This window comes from Staphylococcus succinus (assembly GCF_029024945.1).
Lineage (GTDB): Bacteria > Bacillota > Bacilli > Staphylococcales > Staphylococcaceae > Staphylococcus > Staphylococcus succinus.
Genome location: NZ_CP118976.1, coordinates 1648509 through 1674859, shown reverse-complemented (window position 1 = coordinate 1674859; position 26351 = coordinate 1648509). Strand labels below are relative to the sequence as shown.

The following is a 26351-nucleotide window of genomic DNA, read 5'->3' as shown; positions in this document are numbered from 1 at the left end:
CAATAGAGAGGATAAGACAATGGCTCAAACTTCTAATTACAAACGTGTTGTTTTAAAATTAAGTGGCGAAGCATTAGCAGGAGACGATGGTTTTGGAATTAATCCAATTATTATTAAGAGTGTAGCTCAACAAGTTGCTGAAGTAGCAAAAATGGATTGTGAAATTGCAGTAATCGTTGGTGGAGGTAATATTTGGAGAGGTAAAACAGGTAGCGATTTAGGTATGGATCGTGGAGCTGCTGATTACATGGGAATGTTAGCTACAGTAATGAATGCTTTAGCTTTACAAGACAGTCTTGAGCAACTCGAGTGTGATACACGTGTTTTAACTTCAATTGAAATGAAACAGGTTGCAGAACCGTATATTCGTCGTCGTGCTATAAGACATTTAGAGAAAAAACGTGTAGTTATTTTTGCGGCTGGTATCGGTAATCCTTACTTCTCTACTGATACGACAGCAGCGTTACGTGCGGCTGAAGTTGAAGCTGATGTTATCTTAATGGGTAAAAATAATGTTGATGGTGTTTACTCTGCTGATCCAAAAGTAGATCCGGATGCAGTTAAATATGAACACCTTACTCATATTCAAATGTTACAAGAAGGTTTACAAGTAATGGACTCAACAGCATCTTCATTCTGTATGGATAACAATATTCCATTGAATGTATTCTCTATTACTGAAGAAGGTAATATTAAACGTGCTGTTATGGGTGAAAAAATAGGAACTTTAATAACAAAATAATCAGAGGTGTATGACAATGACTGACATTATTAATGACACGAAATCAAAAATGCAAAAATCTATAGATAGTCTTTCAAGAGAATTAGCTAATATCAGTGCAGGTAGAGCAAATTCCAATTTATTAAATGGTGTAAACGTAGATTACTATGGCGCACCAACACCAGTACAACAACTTGCGAGCATTAGTGTGCCTGAAGCGCGTTTACTTGTTATTGCACCATACGACAAATCTTCAGTGACTAACATTGAAAAAGCAATTAATGCAGCTAATTTAGGCGTTAATCCTTCTAGTGATGGCGAAGTGATTCGTATAAGTATCCCGGCATTAACAGAAGAACGTCGTAAAGATTTAGTTAAAGATGTTAAAAAAATTGGTGAAAATGCAAAAGTTGCGATACGTAATGTACGTCGTGATTCAAATGACGATCTTAAGAAACAACAAAAAGACGGCGACATCACTGAAGATGATTTAAAAGGACAAACAGATGATGTTCAAAAACTTACTGACGATTCAATTAAAAAAATTGATAGCTTATTAGAAGAAAAAGAAAAAGATATTATGTCAGTATAAACATGGTAAAAATGATTATACTTCAAACTTCACTTCAAAGGACGTAAATTATTACGGTCTTAACTTGAAGTTTGAGGTGTTTCATATATTTATCTGAACTGTATCAAATCAGACTTTGGTACAGTTTTTTTATTTGTTTATTCAATGCGCTTATCTAGTATGATAAAATGGTAGATAAATGTATCTAGAACTTATTATAATAAACAGAGATGATCACGCTCGGAGGAAATACCATGTTTAAAAAGTTAAAAAAGCAGAAAAAAAATCAGCCTAATCAATCCGATTTTGATTTAGATTTACATAATATACCTGAACATGTTGCTATCATTATGGATGGTAATGGACGATGGGCAAAACAAAGAAAATTGCCTAGAATCCAAGGTCATTATCAAGGTATGCAAACGGTAAAAAAAATCACTATGGAAGCTAGTGATATAGGAATCAAGTATTTAACGTTGTATGCGTTCTCTACAGAAAATTGGGCAAGACCGAAAAATGAAGTCAATTATATCATGAACTTGCCGGTTAACTTTTTAAAAACTTTTCTACCAGAGTTGATAGAAAATAATGTTAAAGTAGAGACAATTGGTTTTATGGAACATTTACCAACATCTACATTAAAAGCGATTGAAAAAGCAAAAGAAGATACTAAAAATAATACTGGATTAAAACTAGTTTTTGCTATTAATTACGGTGGTCGTGCTGAAATTGTACATAGTGTAAAATCATTATATGATAAATTGTCTGAGGATGGTTTAACGAGTGATAATATTACAGAGGAAATGATTAATGATCATTTGATGACGCATAATTATCCAGATCCTGAGTTACTTATTAGAACTTCTGGAGAGCAACGTATTAGTAATTTCCTAATTTGGCAAGCATCCTATAGTGAGTTTATATTTAACGAAAAACTATGGCCCGATTTTGACAAAGAAGAATTAATAAATTGCATTAAAATTTATCAGTCTCGCCAACGACGTTTTGGTGGATTATAAATAGTTAGGAGAAAAGTATGAAAGTTAGAACTTTAACGGCAATCATCGCACTTATCGTTTTCCTCCCTATATTATTAAAGGGCGGATTTAGTCTAATTTTATTTTCATATTTATTAGCATTCATAGGATTAAAAGAATTGCTTAATATGAATATGATTAAGTTCTTATCTGTTCCAGGTATTATAAGTGCATTAGGCATTTTGATTATTATGTTACCTCAAGATGCTGGAGCGTGGGTAAGTGCTTTACAGTTAAAATCATTAATTGCTATGAGCTTTATTTTATTAAGTTATACAGTACTTTCTAAAAATAGATTCAGTTTTATGGATGCTGCATTTTGCCTAATGTCTATTGCATATGTTGGAATTGGATTTATGTATTTGTATGAAACGAGATCTGAAGGTATACATTACATACTCTTTGCATTTTTAGTAGTTTGGTCTACAGATACTGGTGCATATCTTTTTGGTCGTTTAATGGGTAAACATAAATTATGGCCAGTTATAAGTCCAAATAAAACCATCGAAGGTTTTATTGGAGGGCTAGTATGTAGTTTAATCATTCCATTGGTAATGATTATGTTTGTAGATTTTAATATTGCAACGTGGATATTACTGATACTTACAATAATATTAAGTATGTTTGGGCAGTTAGGTGATTTGGTAGAATCAGGATTCAAACGTCATTTTGGTGTTAAAGATTCTGGACGCTTATTACCTGGACATGGTGGTATTTTAGACCGCTTCGATAGCTTCATGTTTGTATTACCATTATTAAATATCTTTTTAATTCAAATGTAATTTTAAATTTAATGTCCAAAGTACAACTATATACAAAAAAATGGGAGTTAATGAAGTAATATATCTAAGCGATTATAGGCTGTTATATTATTAATTAACTCTTTTTGATAAGTTAATTAATTATTAGCAGTTATAGTCATTACTTTTTTATTAGGTTAAAAGGGTGTTTGAATAGGTTAAAGTTGCGTGTGTCTGTTAGACTAGTTGTGTTATACTTTTATAACCTAAAGTGGCAAATATTATAGTTATTTCAACACTTGATTTAATATATTGCGCATTAGTAATCAATTTATTCCGAAAATATGAGGTGTATTTAATTGAGTTTCCTAGTAACAATTATTTCTTTTATAATCGTATTTGGTGTTCTTGTATCTGTGCATGAATATGGCCATATGTTCTTCGCTAAAAGAGCAGGAATTATGTGCCCTGAATTTGCAATAGGCATGGGCCCTAAAATATTTAGTTTTAGAAAAAATGAAACGCTGTATACTATAAGATTATTACCTGTAGGTGGTTATGTACGTATGGCTGGTGATGGTTTAGAAGAGCCCCCCGTACAACCAGGTATGCATGTGAAAATTAAAGTGAATGATAAAGACGAAATTACACATATCATTCTAGATGATCAACACAAATTTCAACAAATCGAAGCTATAGAAGTAAAACAATGTGACTTTAAAGATGGTTTATATATTGAAGGCATAACGGCATATGATCAAGAAAGACATCGTTATCCAATTGCCGATAAATCATACTTTGTTGAAAATGGTAGTTTAATACAAATTGCGCCAAAAGATCGACAATTTACTTACAAAAAACCATATCAAAAATTCTTAACGTTATTTGCAGGACCTCTTTTCAATTTCTTACTTACATTAGTATTATTTATTGGTCTAGCATATTATCAAGGTACACCAACAAACTCCGTTGATGAAGTTGCCAAAGGTTCACCTGCAGCACAAGCAGGATTGAAATCAGGTGATACAATTGTTAAATTGGGAAGTCATAAAATTAACGATAAAGACGATATAGATCAAGCGGTTAGTGAAATTAAAGATCAAAAGACGAAGTTAACAGTTGAGCGCGATGGCAAACAACAAACTTTTGACATTAAACCTAAAAAAGTAGAACAAAAAATGACTAAAACACATTCAGAAACTAAATATATATTAGGTTACCAAGCAGATACTGAACATACAGTATTTAAACCAATTATTTCTGGACTAGAACAAACAGTAACAGCAGGAAAACTAATTTTCACTGCAATTTTAAGTATGATTGCTAGTATTTTTACAGGACAATTTTCATTTGACATGTTAAATGGACCAGTGGGTATTTACCACACTGTCGATTCCGTTGTTAAAACTGGCATAATTAATCTGATTTCTTGGATGGCATTGTTAAGTGTGAACTTAGGCTTGATGAATTTATTACCAGTACCAGCATTAGATGGTGGTCGAATCTTATTTGTAATATATGAAGCAATTTTTAGAAAACCAGTAAACAAAAAAGCAGAAACAACAATTGTTGCAATAGGTGCAGTATTTGTATTAATTGTTATGGTTTTAGTGACTTGGAATGATATCCAACGCTATTTCTTATAATTGAGAGGAGCATTTTCGAAATGAAACAGTCAAAAGTATTTATACCTACAATGAAAGAGATGCCAGCAGGAGCTGAGGCATTGAGTCATCGCTTACTATTAAAAGCAGGGCTTATAAAACAAAGTACGAGTGGTATTTATAGTTATTTACCATTGGCAGCAAGAGTATTAAATAATATCGAAGAGATTATTAGAGAAGAAATGGAAAGCGTTGATGCTGTTGAAATATTAATGCCTGCATTGCAACAATCAGAATTGTGGGAAGAATCTGGTCGTTGGGATGCCTATGGACCAGAATTAATGCGCTTGAAAGATAGACATGGACGTGAATTTGCGCTTGGACCGACACATGAAGAAGTAGTAACTTCAATTGTTCGTGATGAATTGAAATCATACAAACAATTACCTTTAACATTGTTCCAGATTCAATCAAAATTTAGAGATGAAAAACGACCTCGTTTTGGATTATTACGTGGTAGAGAATTTATCATGAAAGACGCATATTCTTTCCATGCTGATGAAGATTCATTAGACGCAACTTATGAAGACATGTATGGTGCATATGATCGCATATTCAAACGTGTAGGCATCAATGCCAGACCTGTCTTAGCAGACTCAGGAGCAATTGGGGGAAGCCATACACATGAATTTATGGCTTTAAGTGAAATAGGGGAAGACACGATTGTTTATGGTGAAGAAAGTGATTATGCTGCTAACATTGAAAAAGCAGAAGTTGTTTACCATCCAAATGAAAAACATGATGAAATAAAACCATTAACTAAAATAGAAACACCTCATATACAGACAGCAAAAGAACTTGCAGATTTCTTAGAAAAACCATTAGATGAAATTACTAAATCAATGATATTCAAAGTTGAAGGCGAATTTATTATGGTATTGGTCCGTGGACATCATGAAATTAATGACATTAAATTAAAAGCGTATTTCAAAACTGATAATATTGAATTTGCAACAGAAGATGAAATTGTGAATCTATTAGGTGCTAAACCTGGTTCACTAGGTCCAATATTTGATAAAGAAGTGAAAATCTATGCAGATAACTTTATTAAAGATTTGAATAATATTGTTGTAGGCGCAAATGAAGATGGTTATCACTTTTTAAATGCGAATGTAGGTAGAGATTTCGTTGTAACTGAATACGGAGATTTCAGATTCATATTAGAGGGCGAGCCGCTATCTGATGGTTCAGGTGTAGCTCATTTTGCAGAAGGTATTGAAGTTGGCCAAGTATTTAAACTTGGTACAAAATATTCAGAATCGATGAATGCTACATTTTTAAACAATCAAGGTAAAGCACAACCATTATTAATGGGTTGTTATGGAATAGGTGTCTCAAGAACTTTGAGTGCAATTGTAGAACAAAACAATGATGAAAATGGAATTATATGGCCTAAATCAGTTACGCCATTTGATTTACATTTAATCACAATTAATCCTAAAAAAGATGATCAACGCGAATTAGGAGATCAATTGTATGCACAGTTGAAAGAAAACTATGATGTATTATATGACGATCGAAAAGAACGTGCTGGCGTGAAGTTTAATGATGCAGATTTAATTGGCTTACCGATACGTGTAATGGTAGGTAAAAATGCAGCAGAAGGCATCGTAGAAGTGAAACGACGTGATACAGGTGAGAGCGATGACGTTCATATCGATAACCTAATTAACCATGTGAATCAATTGTTCACAAGTATATAAGTTGCAGCAAGATTTGCAACAATTTGTTATAATTAACAAAGAAAAATAGTAGTTGAATCTTACAAGTTAAATTAATGCATCATTGTAGTCGCTACAATGGTGCATTTGTTATTCAAATCAAAAGTATGAACAAGCATAAAGTTTAACTATTAGAATTTCATACATATTCAGTTATAATATAAAGAATGTAATAATAATACATACACCGTCATTTAATGTAAGTAATCAAATACAGGTAAATCAGTGTAATTAAGAGTAAGGTGGTTATCGTCATGGCAATGACAAATCAGGAAAAGTTTAAAATTCTAGCTGACCAAATTAAAATAGCGAATCAATTAGATGCAACGTTTCTTGAACAAAGTGAATTAACACGTGTGGATGTAAAGGCAACAGACCGTTCATGGGTCTTCCAAATCACATTTCCACACTTCTTATCTATAGAAGATTATTTGCTATTTACAAGCGCAGTTACTGAAGAATTTAAGTTGATTGCAAAAGTTGATTGTAATTTCACAATAAATAATAAAATGAACCAAGATGAATATGCTTTGAAATACTTTAGCTATTGCATAGATCAAACCAAATTGTCCCCCAAAGTCAAAGGCCAATTAAAACAAAAACGTCTAATTATGTCGGGTGATGTTTTAAAAATCATGTGTCAAAATGATATTGAACGAGATCACTTTGATAAAGCATGTAATGGTAGTTTAATAAAAGCATTCCAAAAGTGTGGATTTGATTTTAATAAAGTTGTGTTTGAAACCGATAGTGTGAGTACAGGTGACGATTTAGCATCGTTAGAAGCACATATTCAAGAAGAAGATGAAAAAAGCGCACGTGAAGCAACTGAAAAATTAGAAAAAATGAAAGCTGAAAAAGCAAAACAACAAGATAATAACGAAAGTTCAGTTACAAAATGTCAGATTGGTAAACCAATTCAAGTTGAAAGTGTAAAACCAATTGAATCTATTATTGAAGAAGAGTTTAAAGTTGCGGTTGAAGGTGTTATTTTTGATATAAACTTAAAAGAGCTTAAGAGTGGTCGACATATAGTTGAATTAAAAGTTACTGACTATACAGATTCCCTTGTATTGAAAATGTTTACACGTAAAAATAAAGATGATTTAGATCATTTTAAAGCATTAAGTGTTGGTAAATGGGTCCGTGCTCAAGGACGTATAGAAGAAGATACGTTTGTGCGAGACTTAGTCATGATGATGTCTGACATAGAAGAAATAAAAAAATCTACCAAACAAGATAAAGCTGAAGAAAAAAGAGTGGAATTTCATTTGCATACCTCAATGAGTCAAATGGATGGCATACCTAACATTTCAGCATATGTAGATCAAGCGGCTAAATGGGGTCATAAAGCGATAGCAGTTACTGACCATAATGTCGTCCAAGCATTCCCAGATGCACATAGTGCTGCTGAAAAAAATGGTATTAAAATGATTTATGGAATGGAAGGCATGTTAGTCGATGATGGTGTTCCGATTGCTTATAAACCGATGGATAGAGACCTTAAGTCTGCAACTTATGTAGTATTTGACGTTGAAACAACAGGTTTATCAAATCAATACGATAAAATTATTGAACTTGCTGCTGTGAAAGTAAAAGATGGAGAAATTATTGATAAATTTGAACGTTTCAGTAACCCACATGAGCGTTTATCAGAAACAATTATCAATTTAACGCATATCACTGATGATATGTTGGTAGACGCTCCCGAAATTGAAGAAGTGCTCACGGATTTTAAAACTTGGGTAGGTGATGCCATTTTTGTTGCACATAATGCTTCGTTTGATATGGGCTTCATTGACACAGGCTATGAGCATGTAGGCATTGGTGCTTCAACTAATGGTGTTATCGATACATTAGAACTCTCGCGTACAATTAATACTGAATATGGTAAGCATGGATTGAACTTTTTGGCGAAAAAATATGGCGTTGAACTGACACAACATCATAGAGCAATTTATGATACTGAAGCCACAGCATATATGTTTATTAAGATGCTTAAGCAGTTAGAAGCGCTCGGTGTAGAAAATCATCAAGATATTAATAAGTCATTGTCTAATGAAGATGCTTATAAACGTGCGCGACCTAATCACGTTACATTGATTGTGCAAAATCAAACAGGTCTAAAGAATCTATTCAAAATCGTAAGTGCTTCACTCGTTGAATATTACTATCGAACTCCAAGAATCCCTCGTTCATTGTTAGATGAACATAGGGAAGGTATTTTGGTTGGATCAGCTTGTGATGAGGGTGAGGTATTTACGGCTGTGATGCAAAAAGATCAGTCACAAGTAGAAAGAATAGCTAAATATTATGATTTTATAGAAGTACAACCTCCAGCGCTTTATCAGGATTTAATTGATAGAGAACTTGTACGTGATAATGAAACGTTACATGAAATTTATAATCGATTATTAAGAGCTGGTGAAGTTAATAATATTCCAGTCATTGCGACAGGTAATGCACATTATTTATATGAGCATGATTCAATTGCTCGTAAAATTTTAATTGCAGCACAACCGGGTAATCCTTTAAACCGTTCAACATTGCCAGAAGCACATTTCAGAACTACAGATGAAATGTTAGACGAATTACATTTCTTAGGTGAAGAAAAAGCATATGAAATCGTAGTGAAAAATACCAACGAGTTAGCTGATCGAATAGAACGTGTCGTCCCAATTAAAGATGAACTTTATACACCTAGAATGGACGGGGCAAATGATGAAATACGAGATTTGAGTTATTCGAATGCTAGAGCGTTGTATGGTGATGATTTGCCACAAATTGTTATTGATCGTCTTGAAAAAGAGTTGGAAAGTATTATAGGTAATGGGTTCTCAGTTATTTACTTAATTTCACAAAGACTTGTAAAAAAATCATTAGATGATGGTTACCTTGTAGGTTCACGTGGTTCAGTTGGATCTAGCTTTGTAGCAACAATGACTGAAATCACCGAAGTTAATCCATTACCGCCACACTATATTTGTCCAAAATGTAAGAAAAGTGAATTCTTTAATGATGGGTCGGTGGGATCTGGTTTTGATTTACCTGATAAGAAATGTGAAACATGTGAGTGTGATTTGATTAAAGAAGGACAAGACATTCCATTTGAAACTTTCTTAGGTTTTAAAGGGGACAAAGTGCCAGATATCGACTTGAACTTTAGTGGCGAATATCAACCTAAAGCACATAATTACACCAAAGAACTGTTTGGTGAAGATTATGTATTCCGTGCAGGCACAATTGGTACAGTAGCAGAAAAGACTGCATTTGGATATGTTAAAGGATATTTAAATGATCAAGGTATTCATAAACGCGGAGCAGAAGTAGACCGCTTAGTAAAAGGCTGTACAGGCGTTAAACGTACGACTGGACAACATCCGGGTGGTATTATCGTAGTGCCTGATTATATGGATATATATGACTTTACTCCAGTTCAATTCCCTGCAGATGATCAATCATCAGCATGGAAAACGACACACTTTGATTTCCATTCTATCCACGATAATGTCTTGAAACTCGATATATTAGGACATGATGATCCTACAATGATTCGTATGTTACAGGATTTATCAGGTATTGATCCAAAAACAATTCCAGTAGATGATAAAGAAACGATGGGTATCTTCAGTTCACCTGATCCATTAGGTGTTACACAAGAAGCTATTTTATGTAAAACAGGGACATTCGGGGTACCTGAATTTGGTACAGGTTTCGTTAGACAGATGTTAGAAGATACAAAACCAACGACATTTTCAGAACTCGTTAGAATTTCAGGTCTTTCCCACGGTACAGACGTATGGCTTGGTAATGCGCAAGATTTAATCCGTTCTGGTACTTGTGATTTAGCAAGTGTAATTTGTTGTCGTGATGATATTATGGTTTATTTAATGTATAACGGATTAGAACCTTCTTTAGCATTTAAGACGATGGAATTTGTGCGTAAAGGTAAAGGTTTAACAGATGATATGGTTGAAGCTATGGTAGATAATGAAGTGCCAGATTGGTATTTAGATTCTTGTAGAAAAATTAAATACATGTTCCCTAAAGCCCATGCGGCTGCCTATGTATTAATGGCCGTGCGTATTGCTTATTTTAAAGTACATTATCCACTTTATTACTATGCTAGTTATTTTACAGTTCGTGCATCAGATTTTGATTTAATTACAATGATTAAAGATAAAGATAGTATTCGCAACGCTGTAAATGATATGTATTCACGATATATGGACCTTGCTAAAAAAGAAAAAGATACATTAACTGTATTAGAAATTATGAATGAAATGGCCCAACGTGGATTCCGTATGCAACCAATTAGTTTAGAAAAAAGTAAAGCCTTTGAGTTTATAATAGAAGGTGACACACTTATTCCACCATTTATATCTGTTCCAGGATTAGGGGAAAATGTAGCGCAAAGAATAGTCGAAGCTAGAGAAGAAGGACCATTTTTATCTAAAGAAGATTTAAATAAAAAAGCAGGTTTATCTCAAAAAGTAATTGAATATCTTGATGAACTAGGTTCTTTACCTAATTTGCCAGATAAAGCACAATTATCAATTTTTGATATGTAAAAGTAGTGTTAAGATGTCAAAGTATTTTTCAATTTTTATATATTTGTAGAAAAGTTACGCTTAAAATTTTTAAGAATAAACAGTTCTAGTTGCTATAAAAGGCTTTAAGAAATATAGTTATTTGTATAGAAAATGAACATATGCTATAATAATAGTGCTTAAAAAATTAGACTCAGGCAGAAAGAGTGGGCATAATACCCGCTCTTTTCTATTTGCCAAAAAAGGAGGTCAGCATGAGTAAAATAACAGAGCAAGTTGAAGCAATTATTCAACCTGTCCTTGACGACTTAGATTTTGAATTAGTAGAAGTTGAGTTTACAAAAGAAGGAAAAGACCATTTTTTAAGAGTATCTATCGATAAAGAAGGCGGCGTCGATTTAAACGATTGTGCGCTTGCTTCTGAAAAGATCAGTGAAGTAATGGACGCAGAAGATCCTATTCAAGAAATGTATTACTTGGACGTTGCGTCACCTGGTGCTGAAAGACCTATTAAAAAAGATAAGGATTTTCATAATGCAGTAACGAAACCTATATTTGTCTCTTTATATGCACCTATTGATGGCGCTAAAGAATGGTTAGGTGTTTTACAGTCTGTTGATGATGAAAATATAGTTTTAGAAGTCAAAGAGAAGTCAAAAACAAAGCAAGTTGAAATTCCAAGAAGTAAAATCGCTAAAGCGCGTCATGCTGTAATGATTTAACGTGATTAGGAGGATGAACCGTGTCAAGTAATGAACTGATATTAGCTACTGAATATTTAGAAAAAGAGAAGAAAATTCCTAGAGCAGTGTTAATCGATGCTATTGAAGCGGCATTAATTACTGCTTACAAAAAGAACTATGACAGTGCAAGAAATGTGCGTGTCGAATTAAACATGGATGAAGGTACTTTTAAAGTTATAGCTCGTAAAGATGTTGTTGAAGAAGTGTTTGATGACAGAGATGAAATAGACTTAAGTACAGCGTTAGTAAGAAATCCAGCATATGAAATTGGTGATATATATGAAGAAGATGTAACACCAAAAGATTTCGGTCGTGTAGGAGCTCAAGCAGCTAAACAAGCTGTAATGCAACGTTTACGCGATGCAGAACGTGAAATTTTGTATGATGAGTTTATTGACAAAGAAGATGACATCGTAACAGGATTAATAGACAGAGTAGACCATCGCTATGTATATGTGAATTTAGGACGTACAGAAGCGGTATTGTCAGAAGCGGAAAGAAGTCCAAATGAAAGCTATATTCCGAATGAAAGAATCAGAGTTTATGTGAATAAAGTTGAACAAACAACAAAAGGTCCGCAAATTTATGTTTCAAGAAGCCATCCAGGATTGTTGAAACGTTTATTTGAACAAGAAGTGCCAGAAATTTTTGACGGTACAGTTCTTGTTAAATCAGTAGCACGTGAAGCTGGAGATCGTTCTAAAATTAGTGTTCATTCAGATAATCCTGATATTGATGCAGTAGGCGCTTGTGTTGGTTCTAAAGGGGCCCGTGTTGAAGCAGTTGTTGAAGAACTTGGTGGAGAAAAAATCGACATCGTTCAATGGAATGAAGATCCAAAAATATTCGTAAAAAATGCTTTGAGCCCATCACAAGTATTACAAGTAATTGTTGATGAAGAAAATCAATCAACAATAGTTGTTGTACCTGATTATCAATTATCTTTAGCTATTGGTAAACGTGGTCAAAATGCACGATTAGCTGCTAAGTTAACTGGATGGAAGATAGATATTAAGTCAGAATCAGATGCTAGAGAAGCTGGTGTTTATCCAGTTGAAGAAACAATGACTGAAGATACTGAAAATCAAACAAATAATGTTGTTGAAGAAGATAATGTTGAATTGGAAGAACAAATCACTGAAGTACCAGAAACTGAAGTAATTACTGATGATGAGGAAAACACTGAAAAATAAATTGGAGTGAGCGTTTGATGAAAAAGAAAAAAATTCCAATGCGTAAGTGTATACTTTCAAATGAAATGTATCCAAAGAATGACATGATACGAGTTGTTATTAACAAGGATGGCGAAATTTTTGCTGATGCAACTGGTAAACAACAAGGCCGCGGAGCGTATGTTTCAAAAGACGTTAAATTAGTTGAAAAGGCACAGCAAAAAGGTATGTTAGAGAAATATTTTAAAGCTGATGCTGAAACATTAGAGCCTGTTTATAAAGAAATTATACGTCTTATTTATCGTGAAGAGATTCCTAAATGACACAAGAACAAATCATGAATTTTTTAGGTTTAGCCATGCGTGCTGGAAAAATTAAGACAGGTGAGTCAGTCATATTGAATGACTTAAAAAAAAATAAATTAAAGCTTGTAATTATTGCTACAGATGCTTCTGATAACACAATTAAAGTGATACAGAACAAATGTGAGAGCTACCATATATCATTACGTATATTTGGAACAAGAGCTGAATTAGGGCAAGCTTTAGGTAAAGCAGAACGTGTAAACATTGGAATCACTGATCAAGGCTTTGCTAAAAAGTTATTGTCAATGATAGATGAATATCGTAAGGAGTGACTATATGAGTAAAAAAAGAATTTACGAATATGCCAAAGAATTAAGTATTAAGAGTAAAGTTATTATTGATGAGTTGAAAAAAATGAATGTGGAAGTATCTAGCCATATGCAAGCATTAGAAGATGATCAAATTAAAACGTTAGATAAAATCTACAAACCAGAACAAGCTAAACAAGCAGAACAATCACAATCTAAGACGCAAAACAATCAACAATCAGCAAATAATAAACCTAACAATAAAGGTAATCAAAATCATAACAACTCAAACAATAATAAAAACAACAAAAATAATAATTCAAATGGTAAAAACAACAAAAATAATAAAAAAAATAATAAAAATAATAAACAACCCAAACAAGAAGAACCAAAAGAAATTCCTTCAAAAATCACTTATCAAGAAGGCATTACAGTAGGTGAACTTGCTGACAAATTAAATGTCGATTCATCAGCTATTATTAAAAAATTATTCTTACTTGGTGTGATGGCTAATATTAACCAATCATTAGACGAAGAATCATTAGAATTAATCGTTGATGAATATGGTGTAGAACTTGAAAAAGAAATTATTATAGATGAACAAGATTTATCTGTATATTTTGAAGACGAAACTGAAGATGAAAATACGGTAGAACGTCCAGCAGTTGTTACAATTATGGGACACGTTGACCATGGTAAAACAACATTATTAGATTCAATTCGTCATACTCAAGTAACAGCTGGAGAAGCTGGTGGTATCACACAACATATTGGTGCGTACCAAATTGTGAATGAAGGTAAAAAAATTACTTTCCTTGATACACCAGGCCATGCAGCATTCACTACAATGCGTGCACGTGGCGCGCAAGTTACAGATATTACAATTTTAGTAGTAGCAGCTGATGACGGTGTGATGCCTCAAACAATCGAAGCAATCAACCATGCTAAAGAAGCAAATGTTCCGACAATTGTAGCTGTCAATAAAGTTGATAAACCAACTTCAAATCCAGACCGTGTTATGCAAGAGTTAACTGAATATGGTTTAGTTCCTGAAGATTGGGGCGGCGATACAATATTTGTACCACTATCTGCTTTAAGTGGAGAAGGTATTGATGATTTATTAGAAATGATTGTACTAACTTCAGAAGTACAAGAATTAAAAGCTAATCCAAGTAAACATGCTGTAGGTACAGTTATTGAAGCTGAGTTGGATAAATCACGTGGACCATCTGCTTCATTATTAGTACAAAATGGTACGTTAAACGTAGGCGATGCACTTGTAGTCGGTAATACTTATGGTAGAATCCGTGCAATGGTAAATGACTTAGGTAAACGTATTACATCTGCTGGCCCATCAACACCAGTTGAAATTACAGGTATTAATGATGTACCTCAAGCCGGCGATCGCTTTGTTGTTTTCAAAGATGAGAAACAAGCACGACGCATTGGGGAAGCACGTCATGATGCAAATGTATTGCAACAACGTCAAGAAAGTAAGAGTGTTTCTTTAGATAACTTGTTTGAACAAATGAAACAAGGTGAAATGAAAGATTTAAACGTTATTATCAAAGGTGATGTACAAGGTTCAGTAGAAGCACTTGCAGCATCTCTTATGAAAATCGATGTTGAAGGTGTAAATGTACGTATTATTCATACTGCAGTTGGTGCCATCAATGAATCAGACGTGACATTAGCAAATGCATCGAATGGTATTATTATTGGATTTAACGTACGTCCTGATACGGGTGCTAAACGCGCAGCTGAAGCTGAAGGCGTTGATATGAGATTACATCGAGTGATTTATAATGTAATTGAAGAAATAGAATCCGCGATGAAAGGTATGCTTGATCCAGAATTCGAAGAAAAAGTTATTGGACAAGCTGAAGTACGTCAAACATTCAAAGTTTCTAAAGTGGGTACAATAGCAGGTAGTTACGTTATTGATGGAAAAATCACTAGAAATGCCGGCGTACGTGTAATTAGAGACGGTATAGTGCAATTTGAAGGTGAATTAGACACATTAAAACGTTATAAAGACGATGCTAAAGAAGTAGCTCAAGGTTATGAATGTGGTATTACAATTGAAAAATACAATGACCTAAAAGAAGGCGACATTATTGAAGCGTTCGAAATGGTTGAAATTAAAAGATAAATTGTGACATATATAAACGGCTTTCCATATGGGAAGCCGTTTTTTTTATATATAAAATTATTCAATTTTATAAAAGCACATGTTTTTGATATTATAAAAAAATAATTAGAAATAAAAAATGCTTTTGTATTAATTTATTCGTTATAGTGTGTTATGTTAAAAGTATTAAAAATAAAATATAATGTAAGTGGACTTATTGAGTTACAAAGATAAATCCACCTTCACAACATATCGCTTACTTTAGTTACCTATTTAATATTTTATCCCTCGATTTAAAATGATTATGGTTAAAAATGCATTTAAATTAAAATGTTTCTTTAACATAGCGCTAAACCAATTCAACCTAATTTAGAGAATCATATTGATAAGCATGGTTTACCTTTAATGAAATTCCCACTATAAACTTAGTGGAATTTTGACAGTCATTTAGTATATCTACGTGTGTTTTTGCTCATATTATCTAACGAATTAGCAACCATTTAAAGCAATGATGAAAAATATTTTACTTACTTTGAAATAAGCAATCTTATGTATTCCTATTTGAGTTAGACTAACAATTAATGTGACTGTTGATATTTTATATCTGTTCTTAAGAGTGGAACATAGTAGCATTTGTTTAATTAATGTACTTCAAATTATCAAATAAGCTAACTTATAGCATACTCAATCCATAAGTGTATGAGTAAATGAATCACGCTTCGATGTGGTTATGCATACTACAATTCAACTATTTTATGTGGAAATGGATTAAATAAAGATTGAACTTGGTATATGTTACAGCATATTTTTATAATAATTATGCCCTTTTTAAAAGTTAGAAACTAAATAAAAAGATTATAGTAAAATTGCGTCTCTTTATACAATTGACACTAGCTGTCTATGTGTTTATATACAATGGAGAAATAGGAGGTTATACCTGATGGATGAATATTTAAAAGATATAAACGAATTTTGGCGAGAATATTTTAGTCAATATAACACTATCTATGATGAAGAGACGCTGGAAAAAATTGTACAAAGTAATGACACAACTGCTTTTTTACACCCGCAAGATTTAGCGTACTTAAAAGAGCATTTTGGTGATGATTTTGATCAAATTCCAAGGTTTAAAAAAATGATAGATTTTGCTAATGGTAAAATAACAATCAATAAAAATAGACAAGTTGTGATGATGGAACAAAAAGATATTAATCCAGCAATTGCTCGACCATATTTCGGTAACCCAGAGTTAGCTGATATAGTGCTGTTAAAAAAACAACCAGAAAATGATTTTAAAACTTATGGTGTGGACTTACCCGAATCAGTAGCAATAGAATATCGTAGAAGAATATTCTTAGATATACAGGGGAGATTAACATTTGATAATGAAAAACTATTTTTACCATATATTGATAAACATCGATGGTTTATGAAGTATTTATATAGCAACTCATCAACACTAAAGCGATTTAATATTAACCCTAACAGAGTCATGGTGTTAAATTTCTTTCCTTATCAAACAGGTCATACGGCAGGGATACCGAAAGACTTTTTAACAATTAATCATAATTTGCCATCTCAGTGTCAGACATTTGACTTACTGTTGAAAATATTAAATGACAATAAAAAGCGTATCTATATTGTGAGTGAAGAAGAATTGTTTATCTCTATATTAAGAAACTATACGAATGATGACTTATGTCAGTGTTTGAAAGATAATTTATTTGTTCTTGCTTCAAAACAAAACAGACATATTACTTTAGGTAATGTACTAAGTTATAAAGAATACAAACATCGATTATGCAAAAAAGAAGAATTATCTAAAAAAGAATTTTATAAATGGAATAAGCAAAAGAAAGAAGAACGAGAAAATGGAAACTCTGATTTTTATGAGAAAATGTGTTTGATACAAAAAAATGAGGTTTATCAATAATTAAAACAGAAACATTTAAGTGAATCGCTTACAGTAATACCTATGTGTTGGGTGTTACTGTAAGCTTTTACTTATTTTATTGAGGTTAAAATAAGTTATATATTATAGTTATCAAACAAAGTTCTTATTTTTGTTTTAAAATCATCAACATATGTTTGAGGTTTTAGCAAAATAATATCTTGTGGGTAATCGTAAGCAATTTGCAGACATTCTTCTTTTGAAACTATGACATCTACAAGTGTTCCATTATGTTTCTGCTCTTTATGAATAATTATAAATTGTTCATAAAATTCAGACCAAAGTTCATCACTTACTAATAAAGTTGCACTTTTTGTTTTGAAAAATATATCTTGATCGAACATTTCTTCTATTTGATCTAAATCTAATATTGATGAAACTTTCATACTATGAGCCTGGTTTTGATATAAGTAACTAAACCAATATTGATGATTAAAATATCTTGTGTAGATAGGGATGACTTTTATACGTTGTTTTGGGCTGATTTGTAATGAGATGAAATTTTGATTTTCGATAGCTAATTGAATTCTAAAAATAAATGTCGAATTGCTAGTTTCACGATAGATTTTAAATTGACTTAATAACTTATTAGATAATAATTTTTCGGCAAGGTTAGAATTTGCATTGAGACCTCTGATGAGGTTATAGGTATCTTCATGAATGACTGGCGTAAAACTTTTCATTCTAAATAATAAATTAAGTAACCTATTGTTTCGAAACTTATATCTATCTACTTTTAAACGATGATGTTCCGAATCGTAATCATAAATAATTTTACCTTCGAGTCCTTGCCACTCGTGATCTTCATATATAAAATGATTAATATCACTTAAATCTCTTTGTATTGTACGCACGTTTACTTTTAAGTCTTGCGCAAGTTTTTCTTTATTTAAAGTTTTTCCATTTAAAAAACGAGTGTAAATATATAATAGACGTTCTGGTTTTTCCAATCATACACGCTCCTAAAAATTGTGAAAATAAAAGATAGTAATAGCTTATTAGTGTTATAGTATACCATTATAATCGACGAAATGCGTAACACTTTATAATATTTATTTTATAAACTTGTGGATTATTGTTACATACAAGGATTAAAATAACTTAATAACAGTTAAGCATAAAAAACTAACAGTTAGGCAATATAAAATTTAAAATATAACGTTTTAATGAAAAATCATTTTATTATACAACAGATAGGAATTAAAATTTTGCCTAAGTGTAATAAAAATTAAAAAATATATATATTACGGTCAATTTAAAATAGAATATGAGAAAATCTTTTATAGTAACCGGCTTTGGTAAAATTTGTTTGACGTTGTGAAATAAACTATCATATAATCTTTTAGTAAGGAAGCTTAACTCGGACAAAAAATAATGTGAGGTGAAAACAATGAATATGAGAGCGGAGCGTGTTGGCGAGCAGATGAAACAAGAAATTATGGATATCGCTAATAATAAGGTAAAAGATCCTAGAATTGGATTTTTAACAATTACAGATGTTCAATTAACGAATGACTTATCTATCGCAACGGTATTCTTAACAGTATTAGGAAATAAAAAACAAAAAGAAGATACTTTTAAAGGTTTAGAAAAAGCTAAAGGGTTTATTAAGTCTGAACTTGGTTCTAGAATGAGACTGCGTATCGTACCTGATTTGAATTTTGAATATGATGAATCTATCGACTACGGTAACAAAATAGAAAGAATGATCCAAGACTTGCATAAGAAAGATTAATATAATGATTAAGCTGGAACAAAATCTAACAAGATTTTCTGTTTCAGTTTTTTTTACATAACTCAACGTGTGTAAGTCATGTTAAGATGAAGTTAAAGTATAAAAAGAGATTTTGAAGGTGGCGTAAAAGGATGTATAACGGTATTTTACCTGTATATAAAGAGCGTGGTTTAACGAGTCATGATGTAGTATTTAAATTAAGGAAAATTTTAAAAACTAAAAAAGTTGGACACACTGGAACCTTAGATCCAGAAGTTTCAGGTGTGCTCCCTATCTGTATAGGTAGTGCTACGAAGGTTAGTGACTATATTATGGAAATGGGTAAATCTTACGAAGCAACTGTAACACTTGGTATAAGTACTACAACAGAAGATCAAACGGGGGATACCTTAGAACAAAAAGCTGTTTCTGAAAGTGAGGTATCTCCTGAAGCAATTGATGAAGTTTTAAAACAATTTGAAGGTATAATCACACAAATTCCACCAATGTATTCATCAGTAAAAGTTAATGGAAGAAAGTTATATGAATATGCAAGAAATAATGAAACAGTAGAGCGACCAGAACGGCAGGTGAACATTATAAACATTAAGCGTATCTCTGACCTTCATTTTGACAATGATATTTGTCAGTTTGATATAACAGTAGAATGTGGAAAAGGGACTTATATTCGAACACTGGCAACAGATATTGGAAAAGCTTTAAATTTACCTGCACACATGTCTAAACTTACAAGAACACAAAGTGGTGGATTTGATTTAAATCACAGTTATAGTTTAAGCGATATTGCAGAATTACATGAGCATGAAGCGTTACAAAGAAAATTATTTCCGATAGAATATGGGTTGAAAGGTTTACCGCAAATAATGATAACTGATAAGACGATAAAAGCTAAGATTTTGAATGGACAAAAGTTTTATAAAAGTGAGTTTAATGCTGCAATTCAAACTCAAGTTGTCATGGTAGATGATGAGAGTGAAAAAGTGTTAGCAATTTATGAGCCTCATCCAGACAAGATAGATGAAATTAAACCTAAAAAGGTATTTAACTAAAGGAGAAATACGCATGAAAGTGATTGAAGTAGCTCATCCAATTCAAGAAGATCAATATATTACAGAAAACGTTGCTATGGCTTTTGGATTTTTTGATGGTATGCACAAAGGTCATGCAAAAGTATTTGAAACTTTAGACGAAAAAGCTAAAGCAGCAAATTTAAAAAAAGCGGTTATGACTTTTGACCCACATCCATCAGTTGTATTAAATCCTGAACTAAAACGTACAGATTATTTAACACCGATACAGGACAAAGTGGAAATATTAGAATCATACGGTATTGATTATTGTATTGTTATCAATTTTTCTTCCAAGTTTGCTGGTGTAGATGCAGAAGAATTTATTCAAGAATATATAATTAAAAATCATGTTAAAGAAGTGATTGCTGGATTTGATTTTACTTTTGGTAAATACGGTAAAGGAAATATGATGATTTTAAATGAAATGGATGAATTTAATACTACAACGGTAAGTAAGCAAGAAATTGAATCAGAAAAGATATCTACTACTGAAATTAGAAGAGCACTTAAAACAGGTAACCTGCAAAAGGCTAATGAAGAGTTAGGGTATCGTTTTCGTATTAAAGGCACAGTTGTTCAAGGTGAAAAGAGAGGGCGCACAATAGGCTTTCCAACAGCTAATGTACAACCTAGTGATGATTATGTACTACCTAAAAATGGTGTGTATGCTGTCAGTATGGAAATGGGGACAGATGATAAGATTTACCGCGGCGTTGCCAATGTAGGTGTTAAACCAACATTTCATGATCCTTCAAAAGCGCAAGTAGTCATTGAAGTGAATCTGTTTGATTTTAATGAAAATATATATGGAGAACGTGTTACAGTTTATTGGCATCATTATTTACGTCCAGAAATTAAATTTGATGGTATTGATCCTTTGGTAGAACAGATGAATAAGGATAAAGAAAAGGCTAAATATTTATTAGCGGTTGATTTTGGTGATGAAATATCATATAATATTTAAGTCGAATGTGTATTACACATTTAAGCACCTTTACCTTGGCAGTTCGAGTCTCCGACGGTTTGCTCGGATAAAGGCGCATCAAATTTAAAGGAGGAAATTGACAATGGCAATTTCACAAGAACGCAAAAATGAACTAATTAAAGAATACCGCACACACGAAGCAGATACTGGTTCACCAGAAGTACAAATCGCAGTGTTAACAGCGGAAATCACTACATTAAACGAACACTTACGTACTCACAAAAAAGACCACCATTCACGTCGTGGCTTATTAAAAATGGTAGGTCGTCGTAGACACTTACTTAACTATTTACGTAACAAAGATATTCAACGTTACCGTGAATTAATTAAATCATTAGGTATTCGTCGTTAATCTTTTGACGTATATTGATAGGGAAAGAACCTTAAGGGTCCTTTCCCTTTTTTAATAATTTATAAAGCGTATTTTAAAAAATAAATACTAATATAAAAAATTTCTTAGAAATGATATGATAGTACTATTAGATATATGAGAGGAGATTCGTAATGTCTCAAGAGAAAAAAGTTTTTAAAACTGAATGGGCAAATAGATCATTAACGATTGAAACAGGACAACTTGCTAAACAAGCTAACGGTGCTGTTTTAGTTCGTTATGGTGACACAGTAGTATTATCTACAGCTGTTGCTTCAAAGGAACCACGTGATGGTGACTTTTTCCCATTAATGGTAAATTATGAAGAAAAAATGTATGCTGCAGGTAAAATTCCTGGAGGGTTTAAAAAACGTGAAGGTAGACCAAGTGATGAAGCAACGTTAACTGCGCGTCTTATCGATAGACCTATTCGTCCACTATTCCCTAAAGGTTACAAATACGACGTGCAAATCATGAATACAGTATTAAGCGCAGATCCAGACTGTTCGCCAGAAATGGCTGCAATGATTGGCTCATCAATGGCACTAAGTGTTTCAGATATCCCGTTCCAAGGTCCTATTGCTGGAGTGAATGTGGGTTATATCGATGGAGAATACGTTATTAATCCTACAGTGGCACAAAAAGAAGTTTCCCGTTTAGATCTTGAAGTAGCTGGTCATAAAGATGCAGTGAACATGGTGGAAGCTGGTGCCAGTGAAATTACTGAAACTGAAATGCTTGAAGCTATCTTCTTTGGTCATAATGAAATTCAACGTTTGGTCGAATTCCAACAAGAAATTGTGGATCATATTCAGCCAGTTAAAAAAGAATTTGTTCCAGTTGAAAAAGATGAAGCACTCGTAGAAAAAGTGAAACAATTAACGCAAGATAATGGTTTAAAAGAAACAGTATTAACATTTGATAAACAACAACGCGATATTAATCTTGAAGCATTAAAAGAAAAAGTGGCGTCAGCATTTGTTGATGAAACAGACGAAGATAATGCTGCATTGATTAAAGATGTTTATGCTATTTTAAATGACTTAGTTAAAGAAGAAGTAAGAAGATTAATTGCGGAAGAAAAAATTAGACCAGATGGTCGTAAAACAGATGAAATTCGTCCGTTAGAATCAGAAGTTGGAGTGTTACCAAGAACACATGGTTCTGGTTTATTTACTAGAGGTCAAACACAAGCACTTTCAGTATTAACATTAGGATCATTAAGCGAGTATCAAATCCTTGATGGACTAGGTGAAGAAGAGCAGAAACGCTTCATGCACCACTACAACTTCCCTAACTACTCAGTTGGTGAAACTGGTCCCGTACGTTCTCCAGGACGTCGTGAAATTGGACATGGTGCACTAGGTGAACGCGCGTTAAGTCATGTTATCCCTGATACAAAAGATTTCCCATATACAGTGAGAATTGTAAGTGAGGTATTAGAATCTAATGGTTCGTCTTCACAGGCTTCTATTTGTGGTTCAACACTTGCACTAATGGATGCGGGTGTACCGATTAAAGCACCTGTAGCTGGTATTGCAATGGGATTAGTTACACGTGATGATAGTTATACTATCTTAACGGATATCCAAGGTATGGAAGATGCATTAGGCGACATGGATTTCAAAGTTGCAGGTACTGCTGAAGGTATTACTGCGATACAAATGGATATCAAGATTGATGGTCTGACAAAAGAGATTATTCAAGAGGCGTTAGAACAAGCACGTGAAGGACGTTTAGCAATATTAGATCACATGTTACAAACAATTGATCTACCACGTAATGAACTAAGTATGTTTGCACCGAAAGTTGTTACAATGTCAATTAAGCCAGAGAAGATTAGAGATGTTATTGGTCCAGGCGGTAAGAAGATTAATGAAATCATCGATCAAACTGGAGTTAAACTTGATATTGAACAAGATGGAACGATTGTTATTGGTGCGGTTGATAAAGATGCTATAGCTAAAGCACGTAGTATTATTGAAGATATCACTCGTGAAGCAGAAGTAGGACAAGTATATGAAGGCAAAGTTAAACGTATTGAAAAATATGGTGCATTTGTTGAATTATTCCCAGGTAAAGATGCACTTGTTCATATTTCACAAATTGCCAACGAACGTATCGAAAAAGTTGAAGATGTGTTGAAAGTGGGAGACACATTTAAAATAAAAGTAACTGAAATTGATAAGCAAGGTCGCGTAAATGCATCACATAAAGCATTACTTTCAGAATAACTTGATTGAAAAATATTAAATTATAGTAGAAACTGGTAAATGATTAGAAACTTCATTGCGATAGAATATTATTCATTCTATCGTTAGAAATTTCTAAATCATAAGCACTAGTTTCTTTTTTTGTATTAAAAATTTATGATATGTAAACAAAATGTCTTTTTTTGAGTTATTGCATAATAAATTATTAATACAATATATACATAAAAACTAAACAATATAAATAAAACGTCTAATGTTTATATTATTTAAAATAGAAGTTTATGCACGGATTAGATCCCTAAACTATTTATAGTTATTACTTTAATAGTGTACATAAAGCCTATTTTAACTTATAATAAACTATGAGTTTATATATGGACGGGTAATTTAAATAGGAGGTAACATTTTGAGTTTAATTAAGAAAAAGAATAAAGATATTCGTATTATTCCTCTTGGCGGCGTCGGAGAAATTGCGAAAAATATGTATATCGTCGAAGTAGACGATGAAATGTTTATGTTAGATGCAGGATTGATGTTTCCTGAAGATGAAATGCTTGGCGTAGATATCGTTATCCCTGACATTCAATATGTCATTGAGAATAAAGAAAAGTTAAAAGGAATCTTTTTAACACATGGACATGAACATGCAATAGGCGCTGTTACATATGTGTTAGAACAAGTCGATGCACCTGTGTATGGTTCTAAATTAACTATAGGCTTAGTTAAAGAAAATATGAAAGCACGTAATGTAAACAAGAAAGTTAGATACTACACTGTAAATAATGAATCAGTGATGCGTTTTAAAGGAGTTAATGTAACATTTTTCAATACTACCCATAGCATCCCTGATAGTTTAGGTGTTTGTATCCATACATCTTATGGTGCGATTGTATATACGGGTGAGTTTAAATTTGATCAAAGTCTTCATGGCCATTACGCACCGGATTTGAAAAAAATGACCGAAATTGGCCAAGATGGTGTATTTGCATTAATCAGTGATTCAACTGAAGCGGAAAAGCCAGGCTACAACACGCCTGAAAATGTCATTGAATCACATATGAAAGACGCATTTACAAAAGTTAAAGGCAGATTGATTGTATCTTGTTATGCTTCGAACTTTATTCGTATTCAACAAGTATTAAATCTAGCTAGTAAATTAAATAGAAAAGTATCTTTCTTAGGCCGTTCTTTAGAAAGTTCATTTAATATTGCTAGAAAAATGGGGTATTTTGATATACCTAAAGATTTATTAATACCGATTAATGAAGTTGAAAATTATCCTAAAAATGAAGTTATTATCATTGCGACAGGTATGCAAGGTGAACCGGTAGAAGCGTTACATCAAATGGCACAAAAGAAACACAAAATTATGAATATTGAGCCAGGTGATTCTGTATTTTTAGCAATTACTGCTTCTGCAAATATGGAAGTCATTGTAGGTAATACGCTAAATGAATTAGTACGTGCTGGTGCAGAAATTATACCTAACAGTAAAAAGATTCACACTTCAAGTCATGGTTGTATGGAAGAATTGAAGATGATGATTAATATCATGAAACCAGAATATTTCATTCCGGTAAATGGTGAATTCAAAATGCAAATTGCCCATGCGAAACTAGCGAATGAATCAGGGGTTCAACCTGAGAAAATATTCCTAGTAGAAAAAGGCGATGTCGTTAACTTCAATGGTGAAGAAATGATTTTAAATGAAAAAGTGAACTCTGGTAATGTACTTATAGATGGTATCGGTGTAGGTGATGTAGGTAATATCGTATTAAGAGATCGTCATTTACTTGCTGAAGATGGTATCTTCATTGCTGTCGTAACACTTGATCCCAAAAATAGACGTATTGCAGCAGGACCTGAAATACAATCACGAGGATTCGTTTATGTAAGAGAAAGCGAAGCGTTGTTAAACGAAGCTGAAGAAAAAGTACGTGAAATAGTAGAATTAGGATTACAGGAAAAACGAATTGAATGGTCTGAAATCAAACAAAGTATGCGTGATCAAATTAGTAAACTACTATTTGAGAATACGAAACGTCGTCCGATGATAATTCCAGTCATTTCTGAAATTTAATAAAGTCCTTACTAAACAAAGAGGTTAAGACAAGCGCTTAAGTAAACATATTTAAATGTAGATTGCAGTTGATTGTTATAGCTTAAATATGACAAGTATGCAACCTTTAAATTCACTCCAAGCGATCATAGTCTTTGCCTCTTTTATGTTATTATAATAAATGTAATAAAACTTTATTTATACCATATTACTTATATGTAAGAAAATGTATTTTTTAGTGAAGGGTAAAATAGAAATTATTTACATAGGAATTTAAATGACAAATTCTAAGTATAAAAAAGAAA

Annotated in this window: 20 protein-coding genes; 19 read left to right on the top strand and 1 reads right to left on the bottom strand. The window is 32.6% G+C overall.

All coding sequences use genetic code 11. The features are described 5' to 3' along the window. Positions 1–19: 19 nt before the first annotated feature. The 13 genes from pyrH (at position 20) to PYW31_RS08095 (ending at position 17596) form a co-directional block, all read left to right on the top strand. Positions 20–742, top strand: a complete 723-nt coding sequence (gene pyrH / locus PYW31_RS08155; protein ID WP_046836251.1) for a UMP kinase — start codon at positions 20–22, stop codon at positions 740–742. A gap of 16 nt (positions 743–758) precedes the next feature. Further along, complete coding sequence (gene frr / locus PYW31_RS08150; RefSeq protein WP_046836252.1) at positions 759–1313, top strand: ribosome recycling factor; 555 nt, start codon at positions 759–761, stop codon at positions 1311–1313. Between the two features lie 233 nt (positions 1314–1546). Then, the gene (locus PYW31_RS08145; protein WP_046836253.1) at positions 1547–2311 is read left to right on the top strand and encodes an undecaprenyl pyrophosphate synthase; all 765 of its coding nucleotides are present in this window, start codon (positions 1547–1549) and stop codon (positions 2309–2311) included. Between the two features lie 17 nt (positions 2312–2328). Continuing rightward, positions 2329–3111, top strand: a complete 783-nt coding sequence (locus tag PYW31_RS08140) for a phosphatidate cytidylyltransferase (RefSeq protein ID WP_046836254.1) — start codon at positions 2329–2331, stop codon at positions 3109–3111. 317 nt (positions 3112–3428) lie between these two features. Beyond that, positions 3429–4715, top strand: a complete 1287-nt coding sequence (gene rseP / locus PYW31_RS08135) for an RIP metalloprotease RseP (RefSeq protein WP_046836255.1) — start codon at positions 3429–3431, stop codon at positions 4713–4715. Positions 4716–4735: 20 nt separating this feature from the next. Further along, positions 4736–6436 (top strand): proline--tRNA ligase, encoded by a 1701-nt coding sequence (locus tag PYW31_RS08130; RefSeq protein ID WP_046836256.1) that lies wholly within the window; start codon positions 4736–4738, stop codon positions 6434–6436. A gap of 272 nt (positions 6437–6708) precedes the next feature. After that, positions 6709–11025 (top strand): PolC-type DNA polymerase III, encoded by a 4317-nt coding sequence (locus PYW31_RS08125; protein WP_046836257.1) that lies wholly within the window; start codon positions 6709–6711, stop codon positions 11023–11025. 233 nt (positions 11026–11258) lie between these two features. After that, a complete protein-coding gene (gene rimP / locus PYW31_RS08120; RefSeq protein WP_046836258.1) occupies positions 11259–11726 on the top strand; it encodes a ribosome maturation factor RimP in 468 nt (155 codons plus the stop codon). A gap of 20 nt (positions 11727–11746) precedes the next feature. Then, positions 11747–12940, top strand: a complete 1194-nt coding sequence (gene nusA, locus PYW31_RS08115) for a transcription termination factor NusA (protein ID WP_046836259.1) — start codon at positions 11747–11749, stop codon at positions 12938–12940. Positions 12941–12957: 17 nt separating this feature from the next. Continuing rightward, complete coding sequence (gene rnpM, locus PYW31_RS08110; protein ID WP_046836260.1) at positions 12958–13242, top strand: RNase P modulator RnpM; 285 nt, start codon at positions 12958–12960, stop codon at positions 13240–13242. Further along, positions 13239–13556: a L7Ae/L30e/S12e/Gadd45 family ribosomal protein gene (locus tag PYW31_RS08105; RefSeq protein ID WP_046836261.1), complete on the top strand. Its 318-nt coding sequence runs from the start codon at positions 13239–13241 to the stop codon at positions 13554–13556. Before rnpM ends, PYW31_RS08105 begins: the two co-directional genes overlap by 4 nt. 4 nt (positions 13557–13560) lie before the next feature. Then, positions 13561–15684, top strand: a complete 2124-nt coding sequence (gene infB / locus PYW31_RS08100; protein ID WP_046836262.1) for a translation initiation factor IF-2 — start codon at positions 13561–13563, stop codon at positions 15682–15684. 919 nt (positions 15685–16603) lie between these two features. Continuing rightward, a complete protein-coding gene (locus PYW31_RS08095; protein ID WP_235602239.1) occupies positions 16604–17596 on the top strand; it encodes a hypothetical protein in 993 nt (330 codons plus the stop codon). A 95-nt stretch (positions 17597–17691) separates the two neighbouring features. On the opposite strand, the gene PYW31_RS08090 is transcribed toward PYW31_RS08095, so the two are convergent. Beyond that, positions 17692–18564, bottom strand: a complete 873-nt coding sequence (locus PYW31_RS08090) for an HTH domain-containing protein (RefSeq protein ID WP_046836264.1) — start codon at positions 18562–18564, stop codon at positions 17692–17694. Between the two features lie 440 nt (positions 18565–19004). Here PYW31_RS08090 and rbfA point away from each other — a divergent pair, with 440 nt between their 5' ends. The 6 genes from rbfA to rnjB all read left to right on the top strand — a co-directional run bounded on the left by rbfA (position 19005) and on the right by rnjB (position 26067). After that, on the top strand, positions 19005–19349 hold the full coding sequence (gene rbfA / locus PYW31_RS08085; RefSeq protein ID WP_046836265.1) for a 30S ribosome-binding factor RbfA: 345 nt from the start codon (positions 19005–19007) through the stop codon (positions 19347–19349). Positions 19350–19480: 131 nt separating this feature from the next. Continuing rightward, positions 19481–20398, top strand: a complete 918-nt coding sequence (gene truB / locus PYW31_RS08080) for a tRNA pseudouridine(55) synthase TruB (protein ID WP_046836266.1) — start codon at positions 19481–19483, stop codon at positions 20396–20398. A gap of 13 nt (positions 20399–20411) precedes the next feature. After that, positions 20412–21383 carry a bifunctional riboflavin kinase/FAD synthetase gene (locus PYW31_RS08075; protein WP_046836267.1) on the top strand — a complete coding sequence of 324 codons (972 nt, stop codon included), beginning with the start codon at positions 20412–20414 and terminating at the stop codon, positions 21381–21383. 103 nt (positions 21384–21486) lie between these two features. Then, the gene (rpsO, locus tag PYW31_RS08070) at positions 21487–21756 is read left to right on the top strand and encodes a 30S ribosomal protein S15 (protein ID WP_046836268.1); all 270 of its coding nucleotides are present in this window, start codon (positions 21487–21489) and stop codon (positions 21754–21756) included. Between the two features lie 152 nt (positions 21757–21908). Then, the gene (gene pnp, locus PYW31_RS08065) at positions 21909–24008 is read left to right on the top strand and encodes a polyribonucleotide nucleotidyltransferase (protein WP_046836269.1); all 2100 of its coding nucleotides are present in this window, start codon (positions 21909–21911) and stop codon (positions 24006–24008) included. 385 nt (positions 24009–24393) lie between these two features. Continuing rightward, on the top strand, positions 24394–26067 hold the full coding sequence (rnjB, locus tag PYW31_RS08060) for a ribonuclease J2 (protein WP_046836270.1): 1674 nt from the start codon (positions 24394–24396) through the stop codon (positions 26065–26067). The last annotated feature ends 284 nt before the right edge of the window (positions 26068–26351 follow it).

Bases quoted from the DNA above. Each gene is read 5' to 3' on its own strand.
- pyrH (WP_046836251.1), top strand. From the start codon at position 20: ATGGCTCAAACTTCTAATTACAAACGTGTTGTTTTAAAATTAAGTGGC.
- frr (WP_046836252.1), top strand. From the start codon at position 759: ATGACTGACATTATTAATGACACGAAATCAAAAATGCAAAAATCTATA.
- PYW31_RS08145 (WP_046836253.1), top strand. From the start codon at position 1,547: ATGTTTAAAAAGTTAAAAAAGCAGAAAAAAAATCAGCCTAATCAATCC.
- PYW31_RS08140 (WP_046836254.1), top strand. From the start codon at position 2,329: ATGAAAGTTAGAACTTTAACGGCAATCATCGCACTTATCGTTTTCCTC.
- PYW31_RS08130 (WP_046836256.1), top strand. From the start codon at position 4,736: ATGAAACAGTCAAAAGTATTTATACCTACAATGAAAGAGATGCCAGCA.
- PYW31_RS08125 (WP_046836257.1), top strand. From the start codon at position 6,709: ATGGCAATGACAAATCAGGAAAAGTTTAAAATTCTAGCTGACCAAATT.
- rimP (WP_046836258.1), top strand. From the start codon at position 11,259: ATGAGTAAAATAACAGAGCAAGTTGAAGCAATTATTCAACCTGTCCTT.
- rnpM (WP_046836260.1), top strand. From the start codon at position 12,958: ATGAAAAAGAAAAAAATTCCAATGCGTAAGTGTATACTTTCAAATGAA.
- PYW31_RS08105 (WP_046836261.1), top strand. From the start codon at position 13,239: ATGACACAAGAACAAATCATGAATTTTTTAGGTTTAGCCATGCGTGCT.
- infB (WP_046836262.1), top strand. From the start codon at position 13,561: ATGAGTAAAAAAAGAATTTACGAATATGCCAAAGAATTAAGTATTAAG.
- PYW31_RS08095 (WP_235602239.1), top strand. From the start codon at position 16,604: ATGGATGAATATTTAAAAGATATAAACGAATTTTGGCGAGAATATTTT.
- rbfA (WP_046836265.1), top strand. From the start codon at position 19,005: ATGAATATGAGAGCGGAGCGTGTTGGCGAGCAGATGAAACAAGAAATT.
- truB (WP_046836266.1), top strand. From the start codon at position 19,481: ATGTATAACGGTATTTTACCTGTATATAAAGAGCGTGGTTTAACGAGT.
- PYW31_RS08075 (WP_046836267.1), top strand. From the start codon at position 20,412: ATGAAAGTGATTGAAGTAGCTCATCCAATTCAAGAAGATCAATATATT.
- rpsO (WP_046836268.1), top strand. From the start codon at position 21,487: ATGGCAATTTCACAAGAACGCAAAAATGAACTAATTAAAGAATACCGC.
- pnp (WP_046836269.1), top strand. From the start codon at position 21,909: ATGTCTCAAGAGAAAAAAGTTTTTAAAACTGAATGGGCAAATAGATCA.